The sequence below is a fragment of the Paenibacillus sp. 7523-1 genome (genome assembly GCF_002276415.1).
In the GTDB taxonomy this organism is placed as follows: domain Bacteria; phylum Bacillota; class Bacilli; order Paenibacillales; family Paenibacillaceae; genus Paenibacillus; species Paenibacillus illinoisensis_A.
On sequence record NZ_NPBR01000004.1, the window covers coordinates 237,740 to 262,373 of the forward strand.

Here is a 24,634-nt window from a genome sequence, read left to right on the forward strand (position 1 = left end):
AAGACCGAAAATATTCATCTTCCATCGATGAATGCTTTCGGTCCTTTAATGTTGATCTTGTACCTATATGCCGTGGCAGCATATTAATAAATTCTAATAAACGACGGTATCGGTTTTCGTCGCTCTTCGTTAACGTCTTCGGAAGGCTCCGCCGCGTGCCAGAGCGAAGAAGATGAGCAGGGCAATAATCGAGCCAACGATGGCTGGAATAATATGAAATCCGCCAATCACCGGCCCCCTTGGTCCCAGCAATTCTGTTCCTAACCAGGAACCGATAAAACCCGCAATGATATTCCCAAGTACACCGCCCGGTACGTCACGCCCAATCAAGTTGCCGCTTAACCAGCCAATAAGTCCACCAACAATGAGTACCCAGAGCAGATCCATTGAGTTGTTCTCCTTTCTTCGGGTTTGTTACAAGTTATGTTGGGCTCAGTGGAATATACCTCATCTTCCAGTTGGTGGAGGAATCTAAAGTGTCTGTGCTAAGATGAGGGTAAATGATGATTCAAGCTGGGAACAAGGCTAGAAGGGGTGCACATTGAAGAAAATACTTGTCATTGACGATGAAGTTGCCATCAGAGATTTAATTGAGCTCGTACTGAGAAGAGAAAACTACGTTGTTCAAACGGCAGAAAACGGAAAGATAGCCCTGCAGCTGCTGGATTCTTTTGAGCCGGACCTGGTGGTGCTTGACTTGATGCTGCCTGACTGCTCCGGATATGACCTGTGCAAGGAAATCACCGGGAAACGTACCGTTCCTGTGATCATGCTCTCGGCCAAAAATGAGGTAATCGACAAGGTGCTCGGACTTGAGCTGGGGGCGGAAGATTACATGACCAAGCCCTTTGACAATCGTGAATTGCTCGCTCGGATCAAGGTGATTCTGAGAAGAAACGAGAGCAAGGAGGAATACGTTGAAGGAACTGAGGTGAAATCTACACGCATCATTCATGAAGAGCTGACATTTGATCTGGAAAGCCGAAGGGTCCTGAAGAACGGTGTACCCGTGTCTTTAACGGCCAAAGAGTTTAAAATTCTGGAAACGTTACTCAAAAGGCCGGACAAAATCTTTACCCGGGATGAGCTGCTGCAGATCGGCTGGGGATATGATTTTATGGGAGACAGTCGCAGTGTGGATATGACCATCATGCGATTACGGAAGAAGCTGGAGGATAACGCGGACGAACCGAAGTATGTCAGGACGATCTATGGATTTGGCTATCAACTTGGAGGTGGCGAGGCCTGAAATATGCAACCCGGCTATTGCTAAATTATTTATTTTTTTCCGTATTGTCCTTTGGCATCATCATTTTTGCGGTGAATAAAGCCATTGATTATTACAGTTTCATTACTATTGAAAAACAGATGATGGAGAAGGCGGATCTGTCCGAGTTGTCCTTCCGTGAGGTGTTGGCAGAGCATAGATCATCGTCAGGAGAGCCGCAGACAAAGGAAATCGTCAGACTTGCTCTGGAGAAGCTGAAAGCTTCAGGCAAGGAAGTACGGATCTATGATAGCACCAAGCAGCTGCTGGGCCTCGCTGTGGATGGCATCATCATAAATGATGGCAAACCTCTTATTTTTGAAAAAAATATTGAGAAAGCGCTGAGCGGCAGTTATGCCTACACCGTAACAGAAAATCATCAGCTTTATTTTGCCACGCCAATTCAGAATCAATATTACGAAAACGCTTATGTGTATGAGTTCGTGGAGGACATTTCGTACTTTTATGCGATTATGGATCAAATTCGTTATATCCTGTTTGCTGGTGCGGGCGGTTTCATTGTGCTGATTACGTTAGCCAGTCTGTGGATTGCCCGCAACACAACCAAGCCGATTAAGCTGCTGCTTGGAGCAGTGCAAAGTTTCTCTAGACAAGAGTTTCGAACAGTTCATCTAAACCGGAAGGATGAACTGGGTATGCTGGCAGATGGGCTAGATTCCATGGGGCGTCAACTTCATGATTACATTCAGTACCAGAAACAATTTGTCTCCAACGTATCTCACGAGTTAAAAACACCCTTGGCAGCCATTCGTGGTTTCTCTCAATACTTGGTTGAAGGGGAGAATGAGAACAAGGAGCTGCAAAAAATCTATGGTCATCTGCTGCAGGAATCGGATCGGTTGACACGCTTGATTAATGAACTGTTGCTGCTATCCCGCTTCGACAAGGCTGGTTCTAACGAACTGGAAGCCCGGAAAACGGAAATGAACGAACTGATTCAGCAAGTGGTAATGAATATGGAAGCGAAGGCTAAGGATAAAGGGATCAAGATTATGGTTAGTAAAGCACAGGGAGAACCGGATGATGAGGGTACAACAAAAGTTTATGCCAACATCAATCCTATGTTAATGTCCCATGCAATCGCCAACCTTGTGGACAACGCTATCAAATACTCAGGCAATCACTCACAGATTAATGTAGAGATGGAACAGATGCCAAGCGAGATCGTTATTCGGATACGTGATCAAGGAATCGGCATCGCGAGCGATGAGCTGGAAAGAGTGCAGGAACGCTTTTACCGGGCGAAAAATGCAAGCACAGCGAACGGTTCAGGTCTTGGACTCTCGATTTGCAAGGAGATTGTAGAGCGGTTTAATGGATATATCGACATGGAAAGTCGGATCGGGGAAGGAACGACCGTTACGATTGTTTTGCCTCGTGTGTAGACCTGCATCTAAACCCAAGCCTATTTAGGTAACGTTACAAGATTGGTACATTTCTGTTATGAGACTAACAAATGCTTTTTTTATAATCACTTCATAAGAACAAATCACACATTTATGGAGGGATCATGATGAAAATGATAAACAAAGCTGGAGCTGTTACCCTGCTGAGTATTTTACTAACGGTAGCATTAGCAATGACGGGCTGTCAGTCTAGTGGTGCCAAGTCGCCAGAGGCGACGCAGAACGAACAGGCCAAAGGTGAAGGAGCATCGAATTCTACTGCGCCTGCTTCAGAAAATTCCGAAGAACAGAGTGGTGAAGCGATTAAGGAAGGTTCGATGGAGAAGGATGGCAATGTGGTGCTGAAGGAACTTGCTTTTGTCTATAATGAGCACACCATCGCAATTTCGGACACAGCGAATGAAGATCAGATGGAACAGATGCTGGGCAAACCGGATAACCTGAAATCCCATACGTACACTGCCGACGATGGAACAAACATGGATACGTTAATCGGTTTTACAGAAAAAGTTTATACGTATCCTGGTCTGGAAATTAAAACAATCAGTATACCGGAGGGAAAACAAGACTCCATTTTTCATATCGAAATTACAGATCCTAAGTACGCAACAGTACGTAACATCAAAGCAGGAGATAGCCTGGATACACTCAAAAACGCCTACCCTGAGGGGAAACTGCTTGGTGATGGAGCCCCTGATGAGGAGGATGACTTCCGTTACGAGCCGTCCAACTATGTGGATGTGATGTCGTTTCATATCAAGGATGCCAAGGTAGAGAGCATTCAGATCTACAGCCTTCTGGACTAAGATATAGTGCTCGACATTGGTAAGCCATTCATACGATTCACCTTTAATACCTGCCCGGGAGGGGGCAGGTATTTTTTCGTTTGTAGACATGTTTCTAGAATGGTAGAAAAGCAGTTAGGTTGGATTTTTCCACTTTTCAGAGTGGGTGATCCGTATTTGGAATAGAATGACTAAAATCTTACAGCCTGTTTTCCTTCTCGCTTCAGTATCGAAGCTTGATCCTTAGTTAAACATTCAATTGGATTATTTGTATAATTTTGTATTGGTTGTTGAAGAATAAGTCACGACAAAATTTATGATAATCAGTGACGAGATATAAATAAATAATCGGGATTGCACGTAAAAGTGCTATTAGCGTAGAGGAGTGTTCAAAAAATGAAAGCAGTTGTGATTAATCAATATGGAAGTAAAGATGCGTTAGTTGAGCAGGAAGTGGATAAACCAAGGGCAGAAGCTAATCAAGTGGTTGTAAAACTTGAGGCTACATCGATTAATCCGATTGATTGGAAATTAAGAGAAGGTTACTTAAAACAAATGTTTGATTGGGAATTCCCAATTATTTTAGGTTGGGATGCGGCTGGAGTCATTACTGAAATTGGTTCGAATGTGTCGAAGTGGAAAGTGGGGGATCGAGTATTCAGTCGTCCAGAAACCACTCGTTTCGGTACATATGCTGAATATACAGCTGTTGATGAGCATCTACTGGCAAAGATACCTGATTCCATCTCATATGAGGAGGCTGCGGCTGTACCTTTAGCTGGTTTAACGGCATGGCAGGCATTGTTTACTCATGGCCATTTAAAAGAAGGGGAAACTGTACTTATTCACGCTGGTGCGGGTGGAGTAGGGATGTATGCCATTCAATTAGCAAAGTATGCCGGGGCTCAGGTTATTACAACAGCAAGTGAAAAAAACCATGAGCTTCTCTATTCATTGGGTGCAGATCAAGTCATTGATTACAAAAAGGAAAAATTTGAGGAGATTCTAAAAGAGATCGATTTAGTATTTGACACGATGGGTGGAGTAGTAGCTGAGAACAGCTATAAAGTGCTTAAACCAAATACCGGAAGACTGATTACTATTGTTGGTGAACCCGATCATGATATGGCTAAGTCTTACCACGTATCAGCAAAGGGAATCTGGCTGCAGCCAGATGGTGATCAATTACAGAAAATAGCTGACCTGATGGAAGACAAAAAGTTAAAGTCCATTGTAGGGGCAACATTCCCGTTTAGTAGACAGGGGATTTATGATGCACATGCTTTGAGTGAAACACACCACGCTGTAGGTAAAATTGTCATTACATTTTAAAAACGTGACTGGGAAACAGATGAAATTAGCTTTTTATGAATATGGGTGAATTTTCTGAAGACTTCCTCTTCGTGAGCGGAGTCTTTTTGTATCTATTTTGGTCCCGTTATTGCTGAAGCTAAAAATGAAAAAAACTTATGGTTCAAGAGCAACAACTTCTGAACATCGTTAAATAGATTGAACTAGTTGGTAAACAGTGTTACTCTGAAAGTCTATGTTCAATAATATATTTAATAACAGTCACCATTAAGGTTATAAAGAAAGGTAACACTATGATAAAAGTTGATAACTTATCCTTCTCATTTCCCCAAAAAGAACTATATAACAACGTTTCATTTACGTTAGAAGAGGCACAACATTGCGCTTTTATAGGCACAAGTGGCAGTGGGAAAAGTACACTCGTCGATATACTGATAGATCCGGAAAGATATTTGTTCGAGGGCAAGTTAGAGATAGACCCGGAATGCAGAATAGGGTATGTCAGTCAGTTCTCGCAAGTCGACAAAACGAAAGAAACAACCGTATTTGAATATATCGGAGAAGAATTTATTAAGATACAAGATGAAATCACAGCACTGTATGCGGAGATGTCCACCACGTCTGACATGGATTCGCTGATGGAGAAGGTTCAATCGGCTTTGGATGCATTCGAAGCGATGGATGGGGATAATTTCGAAAACACCATTAATAAGCAGCTAAACCTGGCCAACCTCATGAAGCTCAAAGATCTTAATATATCCGACGTGAGTGGTGGGGAATTCAAACTTATTCAAGTAATGAAGGAAATGCTTAATCGTCCAGACTTATTAATTATGGATGAACCCGATGTATTTTTGGACTTTGAAAACCTAAATTCGCTTAAAAAATTAATTAATTCCTACAAGGGCATGCTGCTGGTTGTTACGCACAACCGATATCTATTGAATCATTGTTTCAACAAAATTATACACCTTGAAAATACGGAAATCCAAGAGTTTGACGGGCGATATACCGAGTACAACTTCTCGCTGCTTCAGACGAAGATCGAGCTGCAAGAAATCGCGGTTGCTGAAGCTGAAGAGATTGAGAGATACGATCACATCATCGACAATCTCAGAGAGATTGCCACGTATAATTCCGAAGCCTCAAGAGGCAGAGCGTTAAAAGCCAGAGTCAAGTTTCAAGAGAGATTGGAAGCACGTCGAATAAAAGAGCCGTTTGTCGATATTAAGCAGCCGAATATCCGTTTTGGTATCGATAAGGAAATCGAAGACACCGTTGTCGTTAAAGTCAATAATTATAGCGTTTCCTTTGACGAGCTGCTTTTGGAAAATGTGAATTTCGAGATCAAATCAACTGATAAAGTAGCCCTGATCGGTCCAAATGGTACCGGGAAGACGACGTTACTCCGAGAAATCTTCCAAAATAATCAGGATTCCATTGGAATACATGCTGATGCTACAATGGCTTATTTATCTCAGTTTCAAGGCGAAATGCTCAAGGATTCGAATACCATACTAAACGACTTTATTGATGCCGGGTTTCAAACGTATGATGAGATTAGATCGCATCTTTTGGACTATGGCTTCGAAGGAGAAATCCTTGATCAGAAGATAGAATCCTTATCTGGTGGAGAAAAAAACATGCTTCAACTGGCTAAAGTTGCTGCCAGTCAAGCGGGCGTGTTGCTTCTTGATGAACCGACAAGCCATTTAGACATCTATTCACAAATCGCATTGGAAAAAGCTATTGAGGACTACAAAGGTGCGATTCTCATGATTTCTCATGATTTCTATTCTGTTGTGAATGGTATGGATTATGTTTTGATTATTGAGGACAAAACGATTACAAAAATGAGTATTGAAGAATTTAGAGAGATGATATATACGAGTCATTTCGATGAAAACTATCTGGAAACGGAACAACAGAAAAAATCAGTTGAAATGAAAATAGAATTGGCTTTAAAAGAGACTAATTTTGAACTTGCCAAAGTATTGGTGGATGAGTTAGAAGAGTTAATTAAGTTGCTTTAAAATTGAATCGAAGCGTTCGACGAAGGAAAAGGAACGAAACGCTTGTTTAAGTTTTGCTTCGTGACGCAGCAGAAACAAGGGCGGAGTACATCCGCCCTTATTTCATTGCTGGATTATGGACACAGTACACTATGCACTCTGAAGTCTCCGGCAGTGGTTAAACGGTGTCAGGGCAGAATGTTCATAGCCGTTTGAATGTTTTTCAGATCAAGCTGAATTTGCTCTGAAATATGGTAGGGGTGGTATAAACCTTGCTGTACCATGTAATTTGATATCTTTTCGTGAGAGACTATAGCTTCATCGAGCTGTTTCATCAAAATCTGCTTGATTTCGGGGGTGGCACATTCGGTCACAGCCATGGCGTAATTTCTGACTCCGCTCTTGGCGTTTATCAATAAATCCATTGCGATTACGTCATCAGTAAGCGTATGAAGGCCTGACATGCGTTCTAATATTGGGTTCATTTTTTTATCTCCTATACAGTCGCTTTAGACAGCACTTCACCGAGCTCCTGAAGCTGCTGTTGTGATATTGTCACATCTTGTTGCAGAATTTGCATGAGTTCCGGATCGGTTACCAGAGCCTGCATGGTCTGGGATTTAGTCAGGCAAACTGTCTTGAATGTAGCTATTTCATGTACCTCAAGCACCTCATGCAATGCGTATTTGGAATTCATTCGGATTGTCCTCCCAAGTATCTATCCATATTTAAGGCTTTAAGATGACTTTAATACAATTGTCCGTTTTTGTATCGAACACTTCATAGCCCCGCTTGGCATCGCTGAGCGGAATGACGTGCGTAACAATGTCGCCGGGGTCCACTTTGCCAGACGTAACCAACTCGTACATATACGGCATATAGTGAATAACTGGAGCTTGTCCGGAACGGATATTCACGTTTCGCTGCATGATGTCACCGAGCGGGAAGCCGTTATAACGACCACCGTATACCCCAGTGACTTGGATGGTGCCGCCTTTGCGGACAGCCTGTGAAGCTATGATAAATGCGCTCATGGTGCCGCCTTGCAGTTTCAAACCGCTGGCTAAAAATTCAAGATCACTCATCTTGCCGTCCATGCCAACTGCATCAATCACAACATCGGCTCCGCCTTTGGTCATTTCCTTGAGCGTATTGCCGATGTTCTTATCTTGTTCGAAGTTTACGATTTCGACGTTGTTCGTTCGTTTCGCATGCTGCAAGCGGTAATCGACATAGTCAACGGCTATGACCCGCTTTGCTCCTTTCAGCCAGCAGAATTTCTGGGCCAGGAGTCCGACTGGGCCGCATCCGAGAACGATGACCGTATCTCCATTTTTTACGCCGGCATTATCCACACTCCAGAATGCCGTGGTCATGGCATCAGCGATCAAGCTTAGCTTTTCGTCCGGTTGTTCGCAGTTCTCAGGAATTTTGAAGTGGGTGAAATTGGCAAACGGAACCCGTAAATACTCAGCTTGCCCGCCAGAATATCCGCCGGTCGTTCCCGAGTAGCCGAAATATGCGCCCATATCTCCGTTCTCGTTGGAATTGTCACATTGGCTTTCCAGCTGATTTTTGCAATAAAAGCATTCTCCACATGCGATGTTAAACGGGATGATTACGCGGTCGCCTTTTTTTAGGTTGGTCACGCCAGGGCCTACTTCTTCTACGATCCCCAACGGCTCATGTCCGATGACATAGTTCTCCTGAAGGTTAGGGATCATCCCGTGAATCAGATGAAGGTCAGAACCGCAAATAGCGGTACTGGTGATCTTTACGATCATATCGTCCGGTTTCTCAATCTTCGCATCCGGAACCTCTTTGACCACGACATTTTTAACCCCTTGATACGTTACCGCCTTCATGCTTTATGTCCTCCAATATGTTCATCTGGGGTCCGATCAAACATCCCTTTACGCGACGTATCTCCCGGGAACAGATTCATCTGCCCGATCATTACCGTATTATTCGCCGATAGCTGGTCGAGTTGGTACTGTTCATTCAGCTCGTAAGGATGGAACCACTTTTTGCGAATCATGAGCTCCGAGATTTCCTGGTGCATAGCAATCCCTTGTTTAAGCTGAGTGTGCAGCAGGGCTCTTACATCTGGTGAAGCCGTTTCCGTCAGGGCGATGGACAAATTACGCACACCTTCCTTGGCACGAATAAGGAAGTCCATGGCAAAAGTCATATCTGCCATTTCCGGCATATTTAATGAGTTAATCGGGTCTAAATAATCGGTATTCATTTGAGCTCCCCTTAATGTGTTATAGGTGTCGGACTACTCGGGACAGGCGCTTGGAAAGGAGCTTTCGCGTAAATGGCTTGCAGCTCGGCGATCTGTTGTATGGACTCAGTGACGTCTTTCTGCATTAAAGCTTTTAGCTCTTGGTCAAAGACCAGGCCTTGCATCAGTTTTGACTTAGCGATGCATAGCGTTTTAAAGTTTAAAGCTTCATGCAGTTCCATCGATTCGTGCGGCGCTAGTGTAGGTTTATTCATGGAGAAATGATCACCTCCTTTTTCATTAACGTTAGATTTTCCAACGGATCTGATCTTATACTAAAATGGATTGCGGAAGAGGAAGATCAATATATTCCCAGACCGTTGCAGGAATATAAACAAAATCTTAATCCGATACTTATTTCTGTTTACGGCTTTAAATCAGGCAATAAGCTCGTTAAATGAATCTAATGCAACAAATTCACAAGCGTTGGAAAAAGCCCGGCAGCAATTGACCCGAGCAGATGAGTTTTTAGATCAAGCGCAAACTTCCGCAAACGCATTACGTCTCCCGGACCAACAATAAAACGGTCCTAGTACTGATAAGCTTGGCAGAGTTTTTCCTTCTTTTCCGTATTTTCTCCGATACTCTCTGCATGAGGATTTACGCTGCGTTGACGATCGGAGGAAGCAATTTTCCCAGAACACACATAGTTACGGTCAACATGCTTCGGCTTACGCCGAAGTTTTTTGTGTTTATAGGTATCGGATAATTTCAAAATCGAGGTTGAAAAAGAATGATTAAAGGGCCAGGCATTAGAAAAAGTCCTGATCATAATTATAGGTAATATCTATTCAACTATGTTTGAGGAGGACATCATACAGCCTATGTTACCTATGGAAGAATATTTTGGTAAGTTAGAACTCGTTCATTCCTTTTACGGGGCTATGCCTACAGGCGTAAGTGTATCCGAAACCGGTCGTATCTTTATTTGCTTTCCGAAATGGGGAGATGACGTTAGATTTACGGTAGCGGAAATTGTTGAGGGTCAGCTGCAGCCTTATCCTAATGTAGAAACAAATTTGATCAACCCATTGAATCTCGCGATGTCCTTTATCAGTGTTCAAAGTGTTGTTGCAGATGGAAGGGGAACCCTGTGGGTACTGGACACGGCTGCACCAAATTTTTCTGAGCCAATTATAGGAGGGGCAAAACTAGTCGCAGTAGATTTAGAAACAAATACAATAACAAAAGTATATACATTTGCAGATGATGTGGTCCTGCCAACAACGTATCTGAATGATGTCCGGTTTGACTTTCGTGTAGGTAACGCAGGTTTCGCCTATATAACGGATTCTTCTTCCAATGGTCCAGGCGCTATTATCGTCGTAAATTTAGAAAACGGAAATGCGTATAGACGGTTGCATGGAGCAAGCTCGACCTCACCCGATCCGTATTTTGTACCGAAAGTGGAAGGTAAGATTTTGATGAATCGAAACGCAGATGGCTCGACATCTCCCTTTCAGTTGGCCTCTGATGGTATAGCCATTTCCCCTGATGGAAAAATGTTATTCTATTGTCCGTTAACCAGTCGCCAGCTATACTCGATCTCAACAGAATCATTAAGAGACAGAACGATACCGGATTTCAAGTTAAGTGATCTTGTGCACTATTGGGGAGAGAAGGGTGCATCGGATGGGATGATCACGGACGCCAAAGGAAACGTTTATGCTGGAGATTATGAAAACGATAGTATTCGAAAGATATTGCCGAATGGAATTATGGAAACCATCGCCCATGATCCCCGAATTTTATGGCCGGATACGTTTTCTATTGGTCCGGATCAATACTTATATGTAATTGTGAACCAATTACATAGACAGGCAAGATTTCATTATGGAAAAGATCTGCGACAAAAACCGTATAGTTTACTACGTTTGAAAATTGAAGAATTACCTGCACCTACTTTTTGATAATTAGAACCCATTAAAACAAAAAAGAGGCAGTGATTCAATATGTTGTGATCTCAAACAGGATGATCATGGTCATACGGTACAGCCTTGTCATGGACATACGTATATAGCACTGCTATAATAGAGTTTATGAACACATATGACAAAATATTAGCAGCTGCTCTTAAGGTATTGGAAGAAGAGGGCGGAGCCCAATTTTCGACGCGAGCTGTCACTTCGATCGCGCAGGTTACGGCTCCTACACTCTACCACCATTTCGGTAATGCCGATGGACTCCTGAGTGCAGCTATAGTGGAAGCGTTCAAACAGTTATTCGAAAGCAAAGTTGCCGCAGTGGAGTCACCTATTCCAGAGATGGCGCTTCGTCAGGGGTGGGATGACTATGTCCGCTTCGCAGCAGCCCGTCCTCGAATATATGCGGCAATGATGGGGCGGCTGCTTGAGGGCGCCCATATCGAGGCGGCAGATCAGTCGCACCAAGCACTGGTGCAAAATGTTCAAAGAGTTGCTGCCGCAGGAAAATTAGCTGTTTCAGCCGAAGCTGCGGCAGATCTGGTCTGGGCTTCTGCCAATACGGCCTCTTGGCTGTATGTGACGTCCCAAATTCGCAAGGCCCCCCCACCCCAGCACGATGTCGTTGATCTCATTCGAGAAAGCGTGATGCAGATTATCTTGATCCCAATGCCGGATTCTGCTTCAAAATGAGGGATCGATGAAGGAGCCTGGAGACTCCAGACAAAGCCCCTATGTGGGCTTTGTTTTGTTTCATGGTAAAGATGAAGAACCACAAATGGTAGCACATAAGAGAGATCGCCTATCCAAGCAGGATGGTGATCTTTTTCATTTTCAAAGGTTTCGATGAGCTCATTCCTCAGGCTACGTTATGTCGCGAGCGTCGAAGTATATCACGCTGCGCTTGTCATTAATGATGTTCAGGTCGCAGGAGGATTACAATATGAAATATATAGCACCGCTATAGACAGTTCTATATAGCGGTGCTATAATGACCGTATAACAGTGCTATACAGTGATTCATAACTTATCAAACTCGGGAGGTTTACAATGCCATATAAAACTCAAGAAATGGTTGTCGTCACAGGTACTTCAAGTGGAATCGGCAGGGCTACCGCGGAGCAGCTCGCCGCTGAAGGATTTCACGTTTTAGCCGGGGTTCGCCGTCAGGAAGATGCCGACAAAATCAAACAAAAAAATATCGAACCGGTGATTCTCGATATTACCACTATCGACACACTACGGGCGCTGGCCGAACGAGTGGAGCAAGATCCGCTTGGTCGCCCGCTGCGCGCCGTGGTCAACAATGCCGGCATTGCTGTTAATGCACCTCTTGAGATGGTTCCGCTGGATGAGTTTCGTCGTCAGATCGAAGTCAGCGTGATCGGGCAAGTTGCGGTTATTCAGGCGCTTACTCCGGCCTTGCTGAAGAGCGGCGGACGCGTAGTTAATATCGGATCCGTTGGCGGCAAAATCTCAATGCCCGGTTTCGGAATTTATTCAGCTGCAAAGTACGCGATGGAAGCGATCAATGACAGCCTCCGCAGAGAGATGTCCTCGTTCGGACTCAAAGTTATCATGATTACTCCGGGCGGTGTCAGCACCAGCCTGTCGGAGAAAGGGGTTACGACAGCCGATCGGCTGTCCAAGTTGATGACGCCTGATCAGCACAGACGCCATGATCGTCTTTTTGACGCCGTGAAGGCGCAGGCTGAATCGTGGGCAACGAGCGGTATTCCTCCTAAGAAAGTGGCAGAAGTGGTTTCACGAGCCATCCACGCAAGTAATCCGCGCACTCGCTATACGGCTGGCCGCGATTCGGCACTGCTGACTCGACTGGTTCGTATTCTCCCGGATAAACTCCTTGACCGGATGCTGCGCAGCCAGATGAAGCTGCAGTAACGGGAGTATGACTGATGTCACCACAACCGTATGAACATGCCATTATTGCAGGTGGATCTTTAGGTGGTCTAATGATGGGGCTAGCGTTATCCCGTTCTGGTTATGCAGTGACTATTCTATTTATAAATTAGGAGGAATTAACATGAACAATACAAATAACCGTTACGTTACTGTACTATGGGAGGCTAGAGCCAAGGCAGGGAGAGAAGCCGAAATGAAGGCGTTTATGACTGCAGCTGTCACCCCGTCACGCAACGACCAGGGTAACATTGACTATGAGGCTCATGAGGTAGAAGGCCAGCCTGGTACATTCATCATCTATGAGCGCTGGGAAAACCGGGATGCCCTTGATCGACACCTGAGCGCCCCGCGGATGCAGGAATTGGTGCCTCAGCTCTTAGAACTGATGGAGGGATCCATTGAGGAAGGGATTCGACTCCTGAAACCGTTTCGTCCAGCGCATTAAAATATAACACTGGGGAGGTCAAGCATTGGCAACGATCGATGATTTCGCAGCACTAGATATTCGTGTCGGAACGATTAAGGAAGCGGAGTTTTTTGAAGAAGCAAAGATCCCTGCGATTAAGCTTAAGATTGATTTTGGACCGGAGATCGGGATGAAATCCTCAAGTGCACAAATAACTAACCGTTACAAGGCTGAGGACATTATAGGAAGACAAATTGTAGGAATCGTCAATTTTCCTCCTCGGCGCATTGCTGGATTCAAATCGGAGGTATTAGTTTTGGGCGGAGTCCCGGAAAAAGGAGATGTTATTCTATTAACGCCGGATACTGAACTCCTTAACGGTACTCCTATTGCATAAGTTAGACGACGAGAACGTTAACTGAATACAAACAAGAAAGCTGCTGACCAATGTGTGACTGCACCCCAATTGTTAGACAACATCTAACAGATCGGAGGTGCAGTTTTTTGTCAAATTGTAATATGAACTCACTCTATTCCGTTAATCTATGGAGTAATCATGAATTGATTTAAGAAGCAGAAATAAGGTTAGCACTTACGGAGTTCACACAACATAAATAACATATCATTTTTCCAAAAAGGAAACCATTTTACCATATATTTAGGGTCATTTCATCTACTCTTATGAAGTAACCGATTTCATTAATTATGTTCACCAACGGAGGAGAGCGAATGAGTCCTAATTTGAAAGAATTGATCAGTCAAATGACATTGGAAGAAAAAGCAGAACTCTGCTCAGGTAAAGATTTCTGGAACACCATATCCATCGACCGCCTGGGGATTCCCTCTATTATGATGACAGATGGCCCTCACGGACTTAGAAAACAAGAGGGGAGCGCGGACCACTTAGGCTTAAACAAAAGTGTACCGGCTACCTGCTTCCCATCTGGAAGTGGAGTTGCTTCATCGTGGAATCGTGAACTTGCCCATACGATGGGGAAAGCAATCGGACAAGAAGCAGCGGCAGCGGATATTTCCATTGTTTTGGGGCCAGGTGTGAATATTAAGCGTTCCCCGCTGTGCGGCCGAAATTTTGAATATTTTTCTGAAGATCCTTATTTATCGGGAACTTTGGCAGCTAGCTATATTCAAGGCGTACAAAGCCAAGGCGTGGGTACTTCCATCAAACATTTTGCTGTAAACAACCAGGAATATAAGCGAATGTCTGTCGATGCGGTGGTCGATGAACGGACATTGCGGGAAATTTATCTGGCTAGCTTTGAGTATGCAGTGAAAGAGGGAGAGCCATGGACTGTCATGGCCGCTTATAACAGGGTAAATGGTGACTTTTGTTCCGAAAACAGCCGGTTACTGACTGAAATTCTCCGGGAAGAATGGGGATTTGAAGGCGTAGTGGTGTCGGATTGGGGGGCTGTCAATGAACGGGATCAGGGACTAGCTGCCGGTCTGGACCTTGAGATGCCTTCCAGCAACGGAATAGGATGCAAGAAAATGATTGAGGCTGTTCAATCGGGAAAGCTGAGCGAAGAGGTGCTGGATCAGTCTGTTGAGAGATTATTGTCACTTGTATTCAAAGCTGTAGATAGCCAGCGGAAGTCCGTATCGGTTGATGTAGAGGCAAAGCACCAGTTAGCCAGAAAAATGGCAAGTGAATGCATGGTCCTACTCAAGAATGAGGAGAGCATTCTCCCTCTAAACACCGAAGATTCCATTGCAGTTATCGGAGCATTCGCGCAGAACCCTCGCTACCAGGGCGGGGGTAGTTCACACATTATGCCGACGAAGCTGGATAACATCTATGAAGAAATCCTTAAAACAGCCACTGACAGTGCAAGCATCTCGTATGCGGCTGGTTATAGATTAGAAGAAGATAGTGTAAACGAAGAACTGATTCAAGAAGCAGTAGCTGCCGCAAAGAATGCACAGGTTGCAGTGATTTTTGCCGGGCTGCCTGAACGTTATGAGTCTGAAGGTTTCGACCGGAAACACCTTCAATTACCGGAAAGTCACAGGGCTTTAATTGAAGCAGTCGCAGAGGTTCAAGAGAATATCGTTGTTGTATTGAGCAACGGAGGTCCCATTGAAATGCCTTGGCTGGATAAAGTTAAGGCTGTATTGGAGGCATACCTTGGAGGACAGGCTTTGGGCGGTGCGATCGTTGATATTCTCTTTGGAAGTGTAAATCCAAGCGGAAAACTGGCTGAGACATTTCCTAAAAAACTGATCCACAATCCGTCGTACTTGAATTTCCCCGGAGACGGCGAGACTGCCGAATATCGAGAAGGTATTTTTACGGGCTACCGTCATTACGATACAAGAGATGTGGAGCCTTTGTTTCCATTTGGCTTCGGTTTGAGCTACACCCAATTTGAATATAGTGATCTACAGGTTAGTCATAAACAGATCAAAGATACCGGCAGTGTAACGGTTACAGTAAAAGTTAAAAACACGGGTGAAACAGCGGGCAAAGAGGCTGTTCAGCTATATGTACGTGATGTGGAATCGACGGTCCCACGACCTCTTCAGGAATTGAAGGGGTACACCAAAGTTTCACTTCAGCCTGGTGAAGAGACCACCGTACATTTTGAACTGGACAAAAGAGCTTTTGCTTACTACGATGTTAAGCTGAAAGACTGGCATGTGGAGACAGGTAAATTCGACATTATGGTCGGAAAATCTTCAAGAGAGATTGAACTCGTTGAGACGATAGAGGTAGAATCGAGCGTTATAGTTACCAAACCAATTACCAGGCATTCCACATTCGGTGAATTGCTGCAACATCCCGTTGGAGCTGAAATTATGGGTGCGATGGGGCAATATGACGGGAATGAAGCAGGACTGGGTGAGGGAATGCAGGAATTAATTATGGGTACCACATTGCACAATGCAGCACTCATGAGCAACGGTCAGTTCACAGAAGAAACACTAGAGAGCATCTTATCCGTGATTAACCGTTGAATGCATGCATCGTTAGAATAAGCCCGGCGCAACCCGGGCTTATTCCTCTATCATATGATGCGTTTGTTGATACTGCTTAGGGGTTCTACCTGAATGTTTTTTGAAGATTTTGGTGAAATAACTCTGATCCGTAAAACTCAAAAGAGACCCGATTTCAGAAAGTGGAGTGTTCGTAAATTGAATCATATGTTTAGCTTCCTCAATTTTGATCTGTTGAATATATTCATTCACGGGAACCCCAACTTCTTTTTTAAATAGTACAGACAGATAGTTTGGGCTGATACCAGCATGTTCAGCAATTTCCTCGTGTGTAATTTTGGAATAACGGTGGTTATATATATAATTTTTGCAAAGTGTTACGATTTTAGAATGCTGCGATTCTTTCACCTGAGAGACTTTCTCGGTTAACGAAAAAAATGCTTCCAGGCAGCATTGATCGATCTCTTTATCGGTCCGTAGATCCTCAAGGCGCTGTATGTAAACATCGCTTACCGAAAAAGCAATCTCCGAATAGAGACCCCCGTCAATTGCTGCTCTGGCTGCAAGAGCTATACCGATGATGCCAAGATTCTTTTTAGAACGGATATGACTTGATTTGGACAGGACTCCTGTATTTTCATGACCAAGTTGTGTAAAGTGTTTAAGCATATCTAATTTACCTTCCTTGACGATCGTTAACAATTTCTTTTCATTCAGTGGATTGTGATGGAGCGTCTCATCATAGCCTTTTGAAGAATTTATGGAACCTTGTATTTCTTTTTCCTTGATATACATACCGCGCAAATAGTCCTGTACTACATCCTCAGCTTCGATCAATTCATGATTAAACATTTGATTAACCAAGATCGTGATGTTGATTAGCCTCTCATGGGTTATCACAGGAACAGACTGATAATAATGAAATACTTGTTCCCGGTTGGCAAAGAGATGTGTGTCATTGATAAGTCCATTGATTTTATGTTCAATCAAGCTAAATGGAAGGGAAGGTCCTAAAATGATGGTTCCTTCATCGTTCAGATCGTTACCAATACGAATTAGAATGTAGTTCTCAAAAAACATCGTTCTTACAACCGAAGGATCTTCTTTACACACGGATGGATCAAACCCCAACACTGAAAAAAAGAATTGTTTATCATTTTTATACAGCGGATTAAGTATTCGATTACCCAACAGTTCGAATTGAACCTCTCCGGTGGAGCTTACGAAGAAGATGGACATATCAAAAAGTTCTGCAATGAGTTTACATTGACGTTTTAGATCCATTTTGTGTTTGGCTCCTTTTTTTAATCATCTTATCACATCAAAATTACAAAATTACAATGATATTACCATATTGTATAAAGAAAATTATTTATGATTTTAGTAAGCGTTAACATTTTGGTACACGATCTATGTTGAAGGGTGGTTATCTCATGAAATTAAAAGATTTCCGGATTGAATACATGCAAAATCCGGTTGGACTGGACACAATAAACCCGAGATTCTCATGGAAATTAGGTTCTACTGAACAGGACGTTATGCAATCCGCTTACCGAATAATAGTCACACAAGATTTGCAGAAAATCTGGGATTCTGGAAAGAGGGATGAAGACGTCTCCGTTTTAGTGGAATACGCTGGTCCTCGTTTATTGGCCTCGACTTTGTATCAGGTTCAAGTCGAAGTTTGGGATAACCAAGGTAATCACGCTGCCATGGAAGGACATTTTGAGACCGGGTTGCTGAAAGGCAGCAACTTTCAGGCAGAGTGGATTACACATCCATTCCCAAGCGAAGAAAGTGCTCCACCCGTTTTCTACAAAGAATTCTCTGTCGAAAAGGATATTCAGCAAGCCCGAATCTATACGACTTCCCTCGGTGTTTATGAAATTGCGATCAATGGGACAAGAGTAGGAGAAAACTACTTTGCACCTGGATGGACGAATTACAACGAGCGATTGCAGTATCAGACTTACCGTTTGGACGGAATGCTGGAGAGTCAGAATAAAATAGAGATTACGGTGGGGAATGGCTGGTATAAAGGCATATTTGGTTTTACTTGCACTCCGAACCATTACGGGGATAGAGTTGCTGCACTTGCGGAAATCCACATTGTCTATACGGATGGAACAAAAGAGATCATTGTAACTGACAAAACCTGGCAGGTGACTACCGGACCCATCCATTCAAGTGAAATTTACATGGGCGAGACTTATGATTCTTGTTTTCATGAGAGTCAGTCCTTCCAAGTGGAAACGGCTTCTTTCGATAAAAATCGCCTTGTTGCTCAGGAAAGTGAACCTGTCAAAATCACAAAAAGGCTTCCTGCACTTCAATTGATTACTACTCCTAAAGGTGAATGCGTCATTGATTTCGGGCAAATCCTCACGGGGTTTGTAGAGCTTCGAACAAAAGGACGGAAAGGTCAAATGATAACCATACGGCATGCTGAAGTCCTTGATAAGGAAGGAAATTTCTATCCGGATACGTTAAGACAGGCAGTATCCATAGATCGATTGATCTGTAACGGTAAAGATCAAATTTTCCACCCTCATTTCACTTTCCATGGATTTCGGTATATCGCCATTGAAGGGGGAGATGAGATCCAGCTCGATCAATTCACAGCTTGCGTGCTGCATTCAAGTCTGGAGGAAACAGGCAGTTTCGTGACCTCCAATGCGATGGTGAACCAATTGCAAAGCAACATTCAGTGGAGCCAAAGAGGTAACTTTTTGGATATACCGACGGATTGCCCTCAAAGAGACGAGCGTCTAGGGTGGACAGGAGATGCACAAGTATTTGCCGGGACCGCCGCGTTCAATATGAATGTTGCTTCCTTCTTCAAGAAATGGCTGCGCGACCTTGCCTCTGAACAGACGGAGGAATATGGGGTTCCCCATGTCATTCCTAACATTCTTGGAAATCAGGAAGGTGCAGCTGCCTGGAGCGATGCCGCTGTTATTGTCCCTTGGGTCATGTACCAAACCTATGGAGATCTTCGATTGCTGCGAGAACAATACGACAGCATGAAGGGGTGGATCGATTATATTACTGCACGTTGTGGAGCTAATGGATTATGGCAGACTGGTTATCAATATGGGGACTGGTTAGGGTTAGACAAAGAGGAGATCAGTAACGAAAGAACAGGGGCTACAGATGTTTATCTGGTAGCAAACGCTTATTATGCGTATTCGACCGAACTGGTTGCAAAGACAGCCAAGCTTCTGGACAAAACCGAAGATGCCGTCCGTTACGAAGAATTGCATAGCCAGATCAAACAGGCTTTCAATGCAGAATATATCTCTTCAACTGGCAGACTGGTCAGCGAAACTCAAACGGCCTGCGTGATAGCTTTACACTTCAACCTTGCTGAGGAAAGATACAAGGATCGGATCCGCAAGACGCTGGAAAACAATATTGCGAAACATAAAAACCATCTGACGACAGGATTTGTTGGTACTCCATATCTGTGTCATGCCTTATCGGACAATGACCTGCATGACCTTGCTGGTACCTTGTTTTTAAAAGAGGATTTCCCCTCCTGGCTGTATGCCATAAAAAAAGGGGCTACCACGATATGGGAACGCTGGAATTCCATTCTGCCAAATGGTGATTTCGACACATCAGGTATGAACTCCTTGAATCATTACGCCTATGGATCCATTGGGGAATGGATGTATAGAAAACTCGCGGGAATTAATCCAATTGAAGCAGGTTATAAGAAGATTCTAATAAAACCTCAGTTCATCCGAGGAATCAGTTCGGTAGATGCTGCTTTTGAATCGGTCTACGGAGAGATAAAAAGCTCTTGGTCATGCAGGGCGGGTAAAATAATTGTAAATGTAACGATACCAGCAAATACAACAGCAATTATTGTACTGCCTGAGAAACCAGTGCCTCTGGAGGTTGGTTCCGGATCATACAGTTTCGAATATGCGACGGAAACTAGTCTCGAAAGAGAAAGGTTTACAATGGATTCCACACTCAAAGAGATTGTGGAAGAGCCCACAGCAGTTCAAATGTTAAACGAGCACGCTCCCGGTATGCTGGATCACCCGATGATCCAATATGCTTATGATTTTTCTGTAAGCGAAATGCTGGCCAATACTCCGCCGGAGACTGAACAGTTATTTAGAAGCGTCATTCAAATGCTGAATGCCTCCAAGGCGTGAAGGGGAAAAGATAGAATATAGAAGGCGCTGCAGGAAACGAGCAGCGCCATTTTGTATTACAGAAATTCGTTTTTGAATAACGAAATTATAGCGCATAAAAAAAGCGAAGTCCCAACATAAAATTACTAAAAAAATAATGAAGTTACCATATTTATGTTTTGCGGAGGACTAAAATAATGTTTGAAAGCGGTACCATGAAGCGAAAGAATAAGGGGGAACAGCAATGAAAGCAGAGCGGGATATTTTTAATCCACCAGTTGGAAAGGGAAATAAAAAGTCCAGGGCATTAGGCCTTGATGCCCAAGGAATTCAGAAAACAATGCGCCCTTACCATTATTTAGGCGACGGAGCAGCCCAAGTTGCCTTAAACTCCATCAACGGACTGATCGGGATGTTAACTTATTTTTATACAGATAAGGTAGGGATTGCAGCTGCCACAGTGGGTACGATCATGCTCATCACCAAATTTATCAATGCAATAGCAGATTTGCTGATGGGTAGAATCGTGGATGCGACAAAATCCAAATATGGAAAGGCTAGACCTTGGATTCTATGGATGGCTCTACCCACCCTGGCATCTATCATATTACTGTTCACAGTGCCCGCCGAGGCATCATCAACGGTAAAAACCTTCTATGCTTTAGCTACAGTAGCGTTTGCTTCAGCCATTGTGTATACGGGAATTGCGATCCCTTTCGGGAGCTTGATGGCGATCCGTACCAGAAGTGTAGAAGAACGCGGTAAAATGGGCCTTACCCGAACCATCTTTGGATATATTATCGGGATGATTATCGCTATCGCATTAATTCCAATAACCAATATGCTTGGTGGGGATCAAAAAGCATGGATTATCGTTGCGGTTGTACTGGGTATTGTATCTTTCATTTCCTTAATTCTGACCTTCTTAGCATCCAAAGAAAACAATACTGGCGCAAGTATTGTTGAAAGCGATAACATTCCCTTCTGGGAAAGCATCAAGCTCTTATTCCAGAACAAATACTGGGTCATCATGCTGTTTGCTCAGTTATTGATCAACATGCTATATACACTTAATGGTTCAACAGGAATCTATTACACCAAGTATATTCTCGGGAATGAGAACCTGATCGGAATCATGGGGGCAGTTGGATTAGTCCCGGTTTTTTTGGGATTTGTTATGGTGGGACCCATGATCAAGAAATTCGGACTTACCAGAACTGCACGGTTAGGCATGATTCTTGGGATCGTTTCATCACTTATTCGTTGCTTCATGCCATATAACTTTATTGCAGCTATAGTACTTGGCGGTATCGCAACACTGGCAACCATTCCAATGATGGCTGTCGGCGGAGTGTTGGTGAACAACACCGTGGAATACGGTGAATGGAAGACAGGTAAACGCTTAGTTGGGATGGTCAATAGCGCAAACAGCTTTGGCGTTAAAATTGGTACGGGCCTGGCTGCCGCGATGATCGGCTGGATTCTTGCCATGGGCAGCTACGATGGAGCGTTAGTAACACAGGCGGATTCAGCGATTACCAGCATCCTGGTTCTGACGGTATATCTTCCTTTGGTGATATTCGTTCTTACGTATCTCTGCTTGCGCAAGTACGATTTGGATGAGAAGTATCCTCAAATTGTAAAAGAACTGGAAGAACGCTTGAATCCTTAGGAAGATGCAAGTTATCGCGTATTACTGGGATCAAATGAACTTATTTGAAAGTGAATCGTTAAATATGATAGTCTTTATATTGTAGTGATATTAACACTATCATTTTAAGGGGTGATGTGATGTTTATCAATGAAAATCAAGGTCGTTCCAAGTCCAAAGTAGACTTCATGGATCATTCTTTCATTCAGCAGCCTTTCCCAGTCTACGAAAAGCTGCGTGCCGAAGAGCCTGTCCATCGACTATTACTGCCAAGTGGGCATGCTGCGTGGATGGTTACCCGATATGAGGATGCCGTCAACATTTTGCAGGATAGTCGCTTTGTAACCGGGGTTCTCGATAACAGGAACGATGAAAAGGAGGAGTCCCATCCTCCGCATCAGGCGATTATCTCACGAAATCTGATCAGTGTTGGTCCAGAAGATCATCGTCGACTGCGGCGCTTGATTCAGAAGGCATTTACTCCCCGCATGATTGAGAGGCTGCGGGGACGAATTGTGGAAATAAGCGATGAATTGCTAGACAAGATTCAGGCCGGAAACACTCGGGAGTTTGATTTGATCGAGGACTATGCTTTCCCGCTGCCCATTATCGTTATTTGTGAAATGTTAGGTGTTCCGCTGAAGGATCAAGACAAATTCAGAGCCTGGTCCAATACCATTATGGAGAGTGTCAGCAATCCGCAGATGAACCAGGAGAGCGATGAAGTGATGAAGGCTTTTGTGAATTACTTACAAGAACTGATCACGCAGCGGCGCAATCATATTCAACAGGACCTCATCAGCGATCTCATCGGTATAGAGGAAGAAGGTGACAAACTAACAGAGCAGGAATTATATGCACTTGTGTTCGTACTCATCATAGCAGGGCACGAAACAACAGTGAATCTGATAGGGAACGGCATGCTGGCATTGCTGGAACATCCGCAGCAAAAGCAACTACTTATGGATCAACCGGATCTGATTCAAGCGGCGGTTGAGGAAGTTCTGCGATTTAATGGGCCGGCAGAAATTAGCAATGTTCGATGGGCTGCGGAAAATGTTGATTTTCAAGGAATACAAATTCGCCAAGGAGACATGATGCTGGTCGCTTTATCCTCAGCGAATCGGGATTCCAGTCGATATGAAAACCCCGATACGTTTGACATTACTCGTAAAGTCAATGACCACATTGCTTTTGGTAAAGGAATTCATTATTGTCTTGGCGCTCCACTTGCGAGACTTGAAGGCGAGATTGCGATCAACGCTTTACTTCAACGGCTGCCGGAGATTCGGTTAAATACGGATGCGAAACTGCTGGAGTGGAGGCCAGGTATGATCATCCGGGGACTCAAAGCTTTTCCAGTCGTATACTAATCGAAATAATAGTTCGAACCTAAATTATCAATATATTGGAGAGATGAACCTAATGAGTTATGACGAGAATATCCGAATTGGTGAATTGTTGAACAACGCAGAATCGTTTGCTGTACTTGAAAAGCATTTACCGGAATTCGTGAAGGAACCAACGTTCAAGATGGCCACTAACTTTACGTTGGATCAACTAGCTGCATTGCCTCAGGTAGATATTCCTTTGCCTACACTTCAGATTTTGAAGCAGGAACTGTCAGCCATTGCGTTTGAAGCAACAGTCCAGAAGCAAGAAATTGGTGCACCGACAGGAAATAAAGAAGGTATTTCTCTGGAAGGTAAAGTGATCGTTGTTACGGGAGCTGGGAGTGGAATTGGAAGAGCCAGCGCCGTGATTATGGGATCTCGAGGAGCGAAGCTTGTACTGGTTGATTTCAATGAGCAGACAGGGGAAGAAACGTTAGCACTGGTTCGCGAAAATGGCGGCGAAGCTACTTTTGTACAGGCTGACGTATCCAAAGAGAGCGATGTTCAAAATTATATTCAAAAAGCAGTAGAAGCCTATGGGAAAATTGACGTGGCATTCAACAACGCGGGCATACTCCAGAAATTCCAACGTTTTCAGGATATCTCCGAGAAAGAATTTACACGGATCATGGATGTGAATGTGAAAGGGATCTTTTTAGGCATGAAATATGCCTTGCAGGTTATGGATAAACAGGGATACGGGCATATCATTAATACGGCGTCCACTACGGCTATTCGTGCTGAACACAGTCTGGCTGCATACACCGCAAGCAAGCATGCCGTTGCAGGTTTGACCAAAGCAGCGGCCCTTGAATATGTACGCAAAGGTATTCGTATCAATGCCATCTGTCCAGGCGGGGTAGCTACAACATTAACGGCTGCGGTTCCCCAATCGCTGCAGGAGAGTGGTTACGTGCCTGAAGAGTTTCCGAATATGCGGATCGGGCGTTATGCAGAGCCAGAAGAAATCGCCCAGATCGTTGCGTTTCTTGCATCTGATTATTCCAGTTATATGACAGGATCAATCATCCTCGCAGATGGTGGCATCACACTCTAATCATTGGTTCAATTCACCTTCTGAATTGCTATAAATATAGGAACTTTCCGGAGGGAGGACCCTTTTGGCAAGTTTCGCATAATTCTTCA

The 24,634-nt window shown here is 43.9% G+C and carries 22 protein-coding genes; 15 read left to right on the forward strand and 7 right to left on the reverse strand.

From position 1 onward, the window contains the following. Positions 1-129 precede the first annotated feature (129 nt). A complete protein-coding gene (locus CHH60_RS02935) occupies positions 130-387 on the reverse strand; it encodes a GlsB/YeaQ/YmgE family stress response membrane protein (protein WP_024630063.1) in 258 nt (85 codons plus the stop codon). Between the two features lie 154 nt (positions 388-541). On the opposite strand from CHH60_RS02935, the gene CHH60_RS02940 reads away from it, so the two are divergent. From CHH60_RS02940 to CHH60_RS02960, 5 genes are all read left to right on the forward strand, one after another. Further along, positions 542-1,249: a response regulator transcription factor gene (locus CHH60_RS02940; RefSeq protein WP_095357830.1), complete on the forward strand. Its 708-nt coding sequence runs from the start codon at positions 542-544 to the stop codon at positions 1,247-1,249. Positions 1,250-1,320: 71 nt separating this feature from the next. After that, entirely contained in the window at positions 1,321-2,673 is a 1,353-nt protein-coding gene (locus CHH60_RS02945) for a sensor histidine kinase (RefSeq protein WP_255247797.1), read from the forward strand. Positions 2,674-2,801: 128 nt separating this feature from the next. Beyond that, positions 2,802-3,500 (forward strand): hypothetical protein, encoded by a 699-nt coding sequence (locus CHH60_RS02950; RefSeq protein ID WP_095357832.1) that lies wholly within the window; start codon positions 2,802-2,804, stop codon positions 3,498-3,500. 375 nt (positions 3,501-3,875) lie between these two features. Beyond that, complete coding sequence (locus tag CHH60_RS02955; protein ID WP_095357833.1) at positions 3,876-4,811, forward strand: NADP-dependent oxidoreductase; 936 nt, start codon at positions 3,876-3,878, stop codon at positions 4,809-4,811. Between the two features lie 272 nt (positions 4,812-5,083). Beyond that, positions 5,084-6,823 carry an ABC-F family ATP-binding cassette domain-containing protein gene (locus CHH60_RS02960; RefSeq protein ID WP_095357834.1) on the forward strand — a complete coding sequence of 580 codons (1,740 nt, stop codon included), beginning with the start codon at positions 5,084-5,086 and terminating at the stop codon, positions 6,821-6,823. Positions 6,824-6,990: 167 nt separating this feature from the next. Here CHH60_RS02960 and CHH60_RS02965 read toward each other — a convergent pair whose 3' ends face one another. Genes CHH60_RS02965 through CHH60_RS02985 form a run of 5 tightly spaced genes read right to left on the reverse strand, consistent with a single transcriptional unit; the run spans position 6,991 to position 9,304 of the window. Then, a complete protein-coding gene (locus CHH60_RS02965) occupies positions 6,991-7,287 on the reverse strand; it encodes a spore coat protein (RefSeq protein ID WP_095357835.1) in 297 nt (98 codons plus the stop codon). Between the two features lie 11 nt (positions 7,288-7,298). Further along, positions 7,299-7,499 (reverse strand): hypothetical protein, encoded by a 201-nt coding sequence (locus CHH60_RS02970; protein ID WP_095357836.1) that lies wholly within the window; start codon positions 7,497-7,499, stop codon positions 7,299-7,301. Positions 7,500-7,530: 31 nt separating this feature from the next. After that, entirely contained in the window at positions 7,531-8,667 is a 1,137-nt protein-coding gene (locus CHH60_RS02975; RefSeq protein ID WP_095357837.1) for a zinc-dependent alcohol dehydrogenase, read from the reverse strand. After that, complete coding sequence (locus CHH60_RS02980) at positions 8,664-9,050, reverse strand: spore coat protein (protein ID WP_095357838.1); 387 nt, start codon at positions 9,048-9,050, stop codon at positions 8,664-8,666. Before CHH60_RS02980 ends, CHH60_RS02975 begins: the two co-directional genes overlap by 4 nt. Before the next feature lie 11 nt (positions 9,051-9,061). Beyond that, a complete protein-coding gene (locus tag CHH60_RS02985) occupies positions 9,062-9,304 on the reverse strand; it encodes a spore gernimation protein GerQ (RefSeq protein ID WP_095357839.1) in 243 nt (80 codons plus the stop codon). Positions 9,305-9,886: 582 nt separating this feature from the next. Between CHH60_RS02985 and CHH60_RS02995 the strand changes: the two genes are divergently transcribed. From CHH60_RS02995 to CHH60_RS03020, 6 genes are all read left to right on the forward strand, one after another. Beyond that, complete coding sequence (locus CHH60_RS02995) at positions 9,887-10,999, forward strand: L-dopachrome tautomerase-related protein (RefSeq protein ID WP_176475956.1); 1,113 nt, start codon at positions 9,887-9,889, stop codon at positions 10,997-10,999. A 129-nt stretch (positions 11,000-11,128) separates the two neighbouring features. Beyond that, positions 11,129-11,704 carry a TetR/AcrR family transcriptional regulator gene (locus CHH60_RS03000; RefSeq protein WP_095357940.1) on the forward strand — a complete coding sequence of 192 codons (576 nt, stop codon included), beginning with the start codon at positions 11,129-11,131 and terminating at the stop codon, positions 11,702-11,704. 378 nt (positions 11,705-12,082) lie between these two features. Beyond that, positions 12,083-12,913 (forward strand): SDR family NAD(P)-dependent oxidoreductase, encoded by an 831-nt coding sequence (locus tag CHH60_RS03005; protein WP_255247812.1) that lies wholly within the window; start codon positions 12,083-12,085, stop codon positions 12,911-12,913. A gap of 142 nt (positions 12,914-13,055) precedes the next feature. After that, positions 13,056-13,379 carry a putative quinol monooxygenase gene (locus CHH60_RS03010; RefSeq protein WP_095357842.1) on the forward strand — a complete coding sequence of 108 codons (324 nt, stop codon included), beginning with the start codon at positions 13,056-13,058 and terminating at the stop codon, positions 13,377-13,379. Between the two features lie 25 nt (positions 13,380-13,404). Beyond that, the gene (gene csaA / locus CHH60_RS03015; protein ID WP_095357843.1) at positions 13,405-13,737 is read left to right on the forward strand and encodes a chaperone CsaA; all 333 of its coding nucleotides are present in this window, start codon (positions 13,405-13,407) and stop codon (positions 13,735-13,737) included. A gap of 332 nt (positions 13,738-14,069) precedes the next feature. Continuing rightward, on the forward strand, positions 14,070-16,316 hold the full coding sequence (locus CHH60_RS03020; RefSeq protein WP_095357844.1) for a glycoside hydrolase family 3 C-terminal domain-containing protein: 2,247 nt from the start codon (positions 14,070-14,072) through the stop codon (positions 16,314-16,316). A 39-nt stretch (positions 16,317-16,355) separates the two neighbouring features. Here CHH60_RS03020 and CHH60_RS03025 read toward each other — a convergent pair whose 3' ends face one another. Then, positions 16,356-17,579 (reverse strand): helix-turn-helix domain-containing protein, encoded by a 1,224-nt coding sequence (locus CHH60_RS03025; RefSeq protein WP_095357845.1) that lies wholly within the window; start codon positions 17,577-17,579, stop codon positions 16,356-16,358. Positions 17,580-17,728: 149 nt separating this feature from the next. On the opposite strand from CHH60_RS03025, the gene CHH60_RS03030 reads away from it, so the two are divergent. From CHH60_RS03030 to CHH60_RS03045, 4 genes are all read left to right on the forward strand, one after another. After that, entirely contained in the window at positions 17,729-20,464 is a 2,736-nt protein-coding gene (locus tag CHH60_RS03030) for a glycoside hydrolase family 78 protein (RefSeq protein ID WP_095357846.1), read from the forward strand. A 223-nt stretch (positions 20,465-20,687) separates the two neighbouring features. Then, on the forward strand, positions 20,688-22,115 hold the full coding sequence (locus tag CHH60_RS03035; protein ID WP_095357847.1) for an MFS transporter: 1,428 nt from the start codon (positions 20,688-20,690) through the stop codon (positions 22,113-22,115). A gap of 119 nt (positions 22,116-22,234) precedes the next feature. Next, entirely contained in the window at positions 22,235-23,467 is a 1,233-nt protein-coding gene (locus tag CHH60_RS03040) for a cytochrome P450 family protein (RefSeq protein ID WP_255247798.1), read from the forward strand. Between the two features lie 319 nt (positions 23,468-23,786). Continuing rightward, positions 23,787-24,545 (forward strand): SDR family NAD(P)-dependent oxidoreductase, encoded by a 759-nt coding sequence (locus CHH60_RS03045; RefSeq protein ID WP_095357942.1) that lies wholly within the window; start codon positions 23,787-23,789, stop codon positions 24,543-24,545. Positions 24,546-24,634 lie beyond the last annotated feature (89 nt).

Coding starts and splice junctions, on each gene's coding strand:
- CHH60_RS02970 (WP_095357836.1), bottom strand. CDS start 7,499: ATGAATTCCAAATACGCATTGCATGAGGTGCTTGAGGTACATGAAATA.
- CHH60_RS03030 (WP_095357846.1), top strand. CDS start 17,729: ATGAAATTAAAAGATTTCCGGATTGAATACATGCAAAATCCGGTTGGA.
- CHH60_RS02985 (WP_095357839.1), bottom strand. CDS start 9,304: ATGAATAAACCTACACTAGCGCCGCACGAATCGATGGAACTGCATGAA.
- CHH60_RS03020 (WP_095357844.1), top strand. CDS start 14,070: ATGAGTCCTAATTTGAAAGAATTGATCAGTCAAATGACATTGGAAGAA.
- CHH60_RS02935 (WP_024630063.1), bottom strand. CDS start 387: ATGGATCTGCTCTGGGTACTCATTGTTGGTGGACTTATTGGCTGGTTA.
- CHH60_RS02995 (WP_176475956.1), top strand. CDS start 9,887: ATGTTTGAGGAGGACATCATACAGCCTATGTTACCTATGGAAGAATAT.
- CHH60_RS02955 (WP_095357833.1), top strand. CDS start 3,876: ATGAAAGCAGTTGTGATTAATCAATATGGAAGTAAAGATGCGTTAGTT.
- CHH60_RS03025 (WP_095357845.1), bottom strand. CDS start 17,579: ATGGATCTAAAACGTCAATGTAAACTCATTGCAGAACTTTTTGATATG.
- CHH60_RS02960 (WP_095357834.1), top strand. CDS start 5,084: ATGATAAAAGTTGATAACTTATCCTTCTCATTTCCCCAAAAAGAACTA.
- CHH60_RS03000 (WP_095357940.1), top strand. CDS start 11,129: ATGAACACATATGACAAAATATTAGCAGCTGCTCTTAAGGTATTGGAA.
- CHH60_RS02965 (WP_095357835.1), bottom strand. CDS start 7,287: ATGAACCCAATATTAGAACGCATGTCAGGCCTTCATACGCTTACTGAT.
- CHH60_RS02975 (WP_095357837.1), bottom strand. CDS start 8,667: ATGAAGGCGGTAACGTATCAAGGGGTTAAAAATGTCGTGGTCAAAGAG.
- CHH60_RS03035 (WP_095357847.1), top strand. CDS start 20,688: ATGAAAGCAGAGCGGGATATTTTTAATCCACCAGTTGGAAAGGGAAAT.
- CHH60_RS02980 (WP_095357838.1), bottom strand. CDS start 9,050: ATGAATACCGATTATTTAGACCCGATTAACTCATTAAATATGCCGGAA.
- CHH60_RS03005 (WP_255247812.1), top strand. CDS start 12,083: ATGGTTGTCGTCACAGGTACTTCAAGTGGAATCGGCAGGGCTACCGCG.
- CHH60_RS03010 (WP_095357842.1), top strand. CDS start 13,056: ATGAACAATACAAATAACCGTTACGTTACTGTACTATGGGAGGCTAGA.
- CHH60_RS03040 (WP_255247798.1), top strand. CDS start 22,235: ATGTTTATCAATGAAAATCAAGGTCGTTCCAAGTCCAAAGTAGACTTC.
- CHH60_RS02950 (WP_095357832.1), top strand. CDS start 2,802: ATGAAAATGATAAACAAAGCTGGAGCTGTTACCCTGCTGAGTATTTTA.